The organism is Streptomyces iakyrus, assembly GCF_000717055.1.
GTDB lineage: Bacteria > Actinomycetota > Actinomycetes > Streptomycetales > Streptomycetaceae > Streptomyces > Streptomyces iakyrus.
On the sequence record NZ_JNXI01000164.1, the window covers coordinates 1 to 274 of the forward strand.

Here is a 274-nt window from a genome sequence, read left to right on the forward strand (position 1 = left end):
CATCATCAGCGTCGTGGTCTTGCCCGACCCGGAGGAGCCGAGGAAGGTGACGAACTCCCCCGCCGCGATCTCCATCGACGCCTCGTCGACGGCGACCACGTCCCCATAGGTCTTGCGCAGGGCCACCACCGACAGCGCCTTGCCGGTCGCGGTGGCCGGCTTGTCACCGGCCACTTTCACCGACGGTGCCGCGATACCGAATTCAGCCACGAGCCCACTCCAACCAGCGCTTGGTGACGGCCGACTCGTTCTTCAGCCACCAGTCGACATCCGC

The 274-nt window shown here is 66.8% G+C and carries 1 pseudogene; it reads right to left on the reverse strand.

The window, feature by feature from the left end:
• Positions 1-210, reverse strand: a pseudogene (locus OO68_RS45170) (ATP-binding cassette domain-containing protein); the annotation flags it as partial.
• Positions 211-274 lie beyond the last annotated feature (64 nt).